This window comes from Desulfobacter latus (assembly GCF_013389365.1).
GTDB lineage: Bacteria > Desulfobacterota > Desulfobacteria > Desulfobacterales > Desulfobacteraceae > Desulfobacter > Desulfobacter latus.
In genome coordinates, this window is sequence record NZ_JACADJ010000046.1 from 25,726 (window position 1) to 31,825 (window position 6,100).

Genomic DNA, 6,100 nt, shown 5'->3' on the forward strand with positions numbered 1-6,100 from the left:
ATTATTTCCTGAGTGCATGTTGTTTTTTGGAAAAAAACGTGAAATATTCCGGACTTTCCGGTCGGGCTTCTTCCCAGGCGTCATTGAAAGCCTCGGCGATGGATTCCGGGAGTGCCTCTTTTTGGGCAGCCGACAGATTCTGTTCCAGCTGATCCATTCGTGAAGCGCCGACAATAATGCCATCGCCTCTGGCAGTATCCAGCATGGAATGGTGGACCAGCCAGCGAAAAGCAGCCTCTGTCAACGGAATATCCGAATCTTTACATCTGGTTGACAGCACTTTCAGCGCGTCAAAAAAAGATCTTTTCCAATACCGGGCGCTATAGGTCTTTCGAAAGGTAAACCGCCCTGGTGCCGGGGAGTCGTCAAAACTGGCGTATCTGCCGGACAACAAGCCGCCGGCCAGGGGATTGTAGGCATAAAACCGCATGCCCATTTTATGCAAAGCCGGCAGCAGTTCGGTTTCCACATTTCGGGTCAGTCCGTTGTACCGACCCTGGTACACGCTGGGTGTCGGCCATCCATTTTTTTTACAAACATGCCAGACATCAACCACCAGCCATGCAGGAAAATTGCTCAACCCCACTTCCTTTATTTTACCCTGTTCATAAAGGGTGGAACACATTTCCAGGGCATTTTCCACCGGTGTGTTCTGGTCGGGAAAGTGCAGATACAGGATATCGATGGTATCCCGGCAAAGGCGGCGCAACGATTCTTCACACTGAATCTTTACTGTCTGACCATCCAGTTTTCCGGTTACCCTGGGATGTACTTTTGTGGCAATATTGACCGGTTGATCCGCCATCTTGGAAAAGATAGTTCCCAGAATGTTTTCCGAATCTCCTTCATTGTAAATATAGGCAGTGTCCAGTTCATCATGGCCTGTCTGCAAAAACCGAGAAATCATGATCCGGGCATTTTCCAGATCCACCTGGGGGCCGAATGTCATGGTACCCATTATGAGTTTCATTGGATTCATCTCAAAACGCCTTTTTCTGAACCTGTGGCTTCCGGGAAATAGGTGTTAATCACCCGCTGGACCAGCATCACTTGTTTGGCACGTTTGACGGCATCTGATTCAGTCGATTCCCAGCTGTGGGTTTTGGCCACAGACCCGCCGGTTTTCAGGTAGATCGGGGCTGCAACCCGGATCATTTCCGGCACCTCGTAATGCCGTATAAACCCGCCGGAAGAGGCCGGGTTTTCCGTATGCACATCCAGGGGAATATCGATGGCCTGGCGGATCGCCCCCAGCATCTGCAACTGGATATCCCGGACCGGGTTAATGGAATTTGCCCCCGTAGTTTCCAGCAATTTTGCAGAACAAGGGTTTCCATGCCCGCAATGGGCTGACACCTTGAATCGGCATTCAGAAGGAATCTCCCCAGCTTTCCGGGTTTCATTCAACACCCAGAGGCATCCTTCGTCATACACCAGAAATGCGCGGCATCCGAGATTGGCCGCCCGTTTCACATCCTCGATCGCCCGGACAATCTGCTCTTGGCCCCGGAGCCGGTAGCCCATCCGCTGGCCTTCTGAAGTGTGAATCGATGCACTGGTGTCGTAGGTAGCACGCGGCCCGATTGCCAGCACCAGTTCCACCTGCCATTTATCGGCCAGTGCAACCATGGCACTGATCTCTTCATCCGACAGAATCATAATGCCTTTGGTCTGGGTCACCCGGTGAATGAACTGCCCATATGAATCCAAGGCTTCCAGCAGGGCCTTCATAGTTCCTGGACCCTGGATGCCCGGGACTTCAAACCGGTATTGACCGCCGTCCCTGAACCGTTTTTCAGATGTCGGCAGATCGTATGCATCCCCCGGCGGCAAGCCGATGGAAGTTAAAAATGCCCGGGTTTCTTTCATGTTTACTTCTCCTGAAATTTATTGTTTCCCGCCAAGAATCAACGGCAGATAACTGTAGTCATCTTCGATCACACCATATGCAATGGCACGCTGCGTGATTTTGTTTGCCCAGCTTCGATGGGGATTGATTTCATTCATTTTGTTGGCTTTTTCACTTTTCACCACTCCCCCGGATGTTTCAAGGACCTGCCGGGCATCTTCATACTCCTCCCTGGTCACGGCATGCATGCCATTGACAAACCGCAAATGGGACGGATGAATAATGGTTTTCCCGATGAACCCGTTGGCCCGGTCCATGATCACTTCCCGCAACAATCCATCCACGGCGTCATTGATAATTTCTTTTCGCTTCATCAGAGAAAAATGGCGATCCGAATTGGCAAGCAGCCGGTTCAGATCATCCTTATTATAAGCCAAAAAATATTCCCATACCGGTCCAGACACGGTATAGCCCTCCCCTTCCCGGTTGAAAAAATTCAGGATATCAGCCAGGCAGTCCCGCACAACCATGATATTATAAATTGATGTGTTGATATCCCGGCGTACTGCAAACAAAGAGGAAAAATCCGTGCCACCGACCCGGACATTGAGAATCATGTCCCGGAAAGGTTCCATTTTTTTTTTCAATTGCGTCAACTCTTTTCTCCGGGTTTCCAGAAAAGCGATATCCGACCCTTCCAGAACCGGCATGCCATATAACCGGACACCCAGTTTCTCACTCACTGAGACCAGATTTTCCAGATAATCCATAGCATTGCGGCTGTAAAATTTCGGAAACACAAACCCGGACAGAACGCCTGCCTGGTAAGGATTCAGGCGGGAAGAGAATCGTTTGAACTGGAGTAGATTCCGGACCCGGAGAAAAATCAGCGGGATATCCGCCAATGAAATATCCCCGGCCTGATACGCCTTAGCCAGCTTATGCAAGTGATTCAGCACATTGTTTTCAGCCTCCTCAAGCGCCTCTTCCTGAATGGCATCTTCAAAACACATGACCATGGAAGGCGCTGGTGGGTTTCCTTGAAGAATACTGTCTATGATATTTCTGGTACCCGGCATATACAACACCCCGCCGAGACAATATTGCAGACAGGCTTTTTTCGTATTTTTTGTAAACTCCACCGGTGGCACAACAAATTCAAAATCCGGATTATGGCGATGGTGTCTCATAATTTTATGATGAAAGAATATCCACTATATTATCTACATGTTCCAGCCTTAGGTCCGGAAAAATCGGCAGACACAATACCTCTTCCGCCACCCGGGTCGCCGTAGGCAGGTTGGAAGGTTCCGCCCCAGGCAAAGATTTGTACATATTAAAAGAGGAGATCAGCGGATAAAAGTAGCGGCGGCACAGGTAGTTGTAAGATTTGAGGTGCGCATACAAATCATCTCTGGTCCGGCCAAAGGCGGCGGCATCCACAAAAATGGGGAAATAGGCATGGTTGTAATCCACCCCGGGGTCGGGGGTGAGAAGCGAGATGCCGTCTATGCCGGACAGCAGGGCCATATACCGGTGGGCAATGGCTTTGCGCTTTGCCAGAATTTCGTCCATGTATTGTAGTTGCAACAGGCCCATACCGGCCTGGAACTCGTTCATCTTGGCATTGATCCCCGGGGCCACCACCGTGGTTTCACCGGCAAACCCGAAGTTTTTCAGGTAATTGATGCGCTGGTAGGTGCGCGCATCGTGGCAGATGATGGCCCCGCCTTCAAAGGTGTTAAAGGCCTTGGTGGCATGGAAGCTCAATACGGACAGATCCCCGAAATCCGCCAGGGACCGGCCCGCCATCCGGACTCCGAAGGCGTGGGCCGCGTCATAGATCAAGTGCAGACCGTAGATGTCGGCGATCTCCTGAAGCCGGTCTACTTTGCAGGGATGGCCGTATACATGAACCGGCAGAATGCCCGTGGTTTTCGGGGTGATGGCGGATTCCACCTTTTCCGGGTCCAGGTTGCAGAACTCGGGCTCGATGTCCACGAACACGGGCCGAATGTTGTTCCACCACAGGGCATGGGAGGTAGCCACAAAACTGAAAGGCGTGGTGATGACCTCGCCTGTGACCCGCAGCACCTGCAGAGCGATGACCAAGGCCAGGGTGCCGTTGGCGCACAGGGCCACGTAGGGCACATCTAAGTATCGGGCCAGGTGCGCTTCCAGTTCTTTGTGAAAGGCGCCGGAGTTGGTGAGCCATTTGCGGTCCCAGATCTCCTGCATGAAGGTCGTGACTTCGGGCAGGGGGGGGAGGAACGGCTGGGTGACGGGGATGGGGTGTTTGGGTTTGAACATGGGTTTTGGGTGTTAGGTTTTGGGTAGTGGGTTTTGGGTTTAGTTCGTAGTCTATGAAGAGCAAACAAAATTTGGTGAATGTACGATGCCAATCAGTCCATCAATACTGATGTCTTCATCAATCAAAGGCCAATGTATGCCATATCCGGAGGGAGAAATTTCAAATGTTGTTCTTTCAATTTCAGCTGCGTGAAGCAATGATTGAGAGATTTTTTTCAGGTCAAATGCGTGTTCCTTGCCGTCAATGTCAAGAATCAGGTGATTGTTTTTAAATCGTACAGTCTTTATATTATAGTATGATTTCATATCAATACTTCCTCAACTGAAATTCATTCCATGCATTCTCAATATACTCAAAATGCTGGTAAATGATTTTCCGAATTTCTCGTCTGGATTTGCTGTTCATATTATAGGCATACGCATCAGAAACTCCAAACCTTTCCGTATCCAGCCAATATTTACATTCCATTCCTGCTTTTGTGGAGTGGATATGCATGGGCTCCAGCGATTCATTGGCATAAAAAAACAACCGCCATCCTAATATCAGTAAAATTGTAGGCATTGGGTGGGTATTGGGTATTGGGTATTGGGTATTGGGTTAATCGGTCAGGAGATTGGTCAGGTATTGGCCGTAAGAGGTTTTGCGTAACGGGTGGGCCAGGGTTTGGAGCTGTTCGGGGGAGATATAGCCTTTGCGGAAGGCGATCTCTTCGATGCAGCCGATTTTCAGGCCCTGGCGTTTTTCAATGGTTTCGATGAAGTTGGCCGCCTCCAGCAGGGATTCGTGGGTGCCAGTGTCCAGCCAGGCAAAGCCGCGGCCCAGGAGTTTGACCTTGAGGTCGCCTCGGGCCAGGTAGGCGTTGTTCACGGATGTGATCTCCAGCTCCCCCCGGGCCGATGGTTTGACGGTTGCGGCAATGTCGGGCACGTTGTTGTCATAAAAATACAGGCCGGGCACGGCGTATTTTGATTTGGGGTGTTCGGGCTTTTCTTCAATGCTCAGGACGTTGCGGTGCTTGTCAAAGGACACAATGCCGTAGCGGTGGGGGTCCGTGACCTGGTATCCAAAGATGATGCCGCCTTTTTCCAGGCTGGTGCACTCCGCCAGGATCGGGTAGAACCCGTGGCCGTAGAAAATGTTGTCTCCCAGGATCAGGCACACGGAGTCCGTGCCGATGAACTCTTTGCCCAGGATGAATGCCTGGGCCAGGCCGTCGGGCCGGGGCTGGGGTGTGTAGGAGATCTCCAGGCCCAGGTGGGCGCCGTCGCCAAACATGTCCTGGAACCCGGGCAGATGGTCCGGGCTGGAGATGATCAGGATCTCCCGGATACCGGCCAGCATCAGGATCGACAACGGGTAGTAGACCATGGGCTTGTCGTACACGGGCAGCAGCTGTTTGTTCAGGTGGCGGGTGACCGGGTAGAGGCGCGTGCCGGAACCGCCGGCGAGGATGATGGCTTTCATAAACTGTTTGTGTGATCCTCTTTAGAAAAACCGGAGTTGATCGATCCCGTTTATTTGAACGACCTGTTTGAAATAGCTATCCAATATTTTTAAATCATCTGTCCGGTTAATGGTTTCTACTATTTTATGAGGAACTTTTCCAAAACGGAGTCTAAGAATATCTATTATGTCTTTTTTAGCCTTTTGGATGATGCCTTGTTCGATGCCTTGTTCGATGCCTTGTTCGATGCCCTGTTCGATGCCTTGTTCGATGCCCTGTTCGATCCCTTGTTTGACCCCTTGTTCAATGCCTTTATTTCTGATGTATTCTGACAACATAGCTGTATCCTTATGTTGAACTATTTCGTTATAAAGTTCTTGCTGTTCCAATTCCCCTATTCCTGCATATGTGTCTATAAAATCGACATATTTATCAAAGAGGCCACTGGAAACAAGTTGGTATAATCCTGTGTAAGCCTGCCGGATCACATCAATTC

General features: G+C 50.5%; 7 protein-coding genes and 1 pseudogene. All 8 read right to left on the minus strand.

Features of this window, described 5'->3' with window-relative positions; translation table 11 throughout:
• Window position 1: 1 nt before the first annotated feature.
• Entirely contained in the window at window positions 2–970 is a 969-nt protein-coding gene (locus tag HXW94_RS12600) for an aldo/keto reductase family protein (protein ID WP_178367264.1), read from the minus strand.
• 5 nt (window positions 971–975) lie between these two features.
• Window positions 976–1,869: a peptidase gene (locus HXW94_RS12605; RefSeq protein ID WP_178367256.1), complete on the minus strand. Its 894-nt coding sequence runs from the start codon at window positions 1,867–1,869 to the stop codon at window positions 976–978.
• An 18-nt stretch (window positions 1,870–1,887) separates the two neighbouring features.
• Window positions 1,888–3,039, minus strand: a complete 1,152-nt coding sequence (locus HXW94_RS12610) for an HpcH/HpaI aldolase/citrate lyase family protein (protein WP_178367257.1) — start codon at window positions 3,037–3,039, stop codon at window positions 1,888–1,890.
• A gap of 4 nt (window positions 3,040–3,043) precedes the next feature.
• The gene (locus tag HXW94_RS12615) at window positions 3,044–4,159 is read right to left on the minus strand and encodes a DegT/DnrJ/EryC1/StrS family aminotransferase (protein ID WP_178367258.1); all 1,116 of its coding nucleotides are present in this window, start codon (window positions 4,157–4,159) and stop codon (window positions 3,044–3,046) included.
• Between the two features lie 51 nt (window positions 4,160–4,210).
• Window positions 4,211–4,465, minus strand: a complete 255-nt coding sequence (locus HXW94_RS12620) for a DUF2442 domain-containing protein (protein ID WP_178367259.1) — start codon at window positions 4,463–4,465, stop codon at window positions 4,211–4,213.
• Between the two features lies 1 nt (window position 4,466).
• Window positions 4,467–4,721 (minus strand): DUF4160 domain-containing protein, encoded by a 255-nt coding sequence (locus HXW94_RS12625; protein WP_178367260.1) that lies wholly within the window; start codon window positions 4,719–4,721, stop codon window positions 4,467–4,469.
• Between the two features lie 36 nt (window positions 4,722–4,757).
• Complete coding sequence (rfbA, locus tag HXW94_RS12630) at window positions 4,758–5,624, minus strand: glucose-1-phosphate thymidylyltransferase RfbA (RefSeq protein WP_178367261.1); 867 nt, start codon at window positions 5,622–5,624, stop codon at window positions 4,758–4,760.
• Between the two features lie 21 nt (window positions 5,625–5,645).
• Window positions 5,646–6,100, minus strand: a pseudogene (locus HXW94_RS12635) (hypothetical protein); the annotation flags it as partial.

Excerpts from the sequence above, each read along its gene's own strand:
- HXW94_RS12600 (WP_178367264.1), bottom strand. The coding sequence starts at position 970 with ATGAAACTCATAATGGGTACCATGACATTCGGCCCCCAGGTGGATCTG.
- HXW94_RS12605 (WP_178367256.1), bottom strand. The coding sequence starts at position 1,869 with ATGAAAGAAACCCGGGCATTTTTAACTTCCATCGGCTTGCCGCCGGGG.
- HXW94_RS12610 (WP_178367257.1), bottom strand. The coding sequence starts at position 3,039 with ATGAGACACCATCGCCATAATCCGGATTTTGAATTTGTTGTGCCACCG.
- HXW94_RS12615 (WP_178367258.1), bottom strand. The coding sequence starts at position 4,159 with ATGTTCAAACCCAAACACCCCATCCCCGTCACCCAGCCGTTCCTCCCC.
- HXW94_RS12620 (WP_178367259.1), bottom strand. The coding sequence starts at position 4,465 with ATGAAATCATACTATAATATAAAGACTGTACGATTTAAAAACAATCAC.
- HXW94_RS12625 (WP_178367260.1), bottom strand. The coding sequence starts at position 4,721 with ATGCCTACAATTTTACTGATATTAGGATGGCGGTTGTTTTTTTATGCC.
- rfbA (WP_178367261.1), bottom strand. The coding sequence starts at position 5,624 with ATGAAAGCCATCATCCTCGCCGGCGGTTCCGGCACGCGCCTCTACCCG.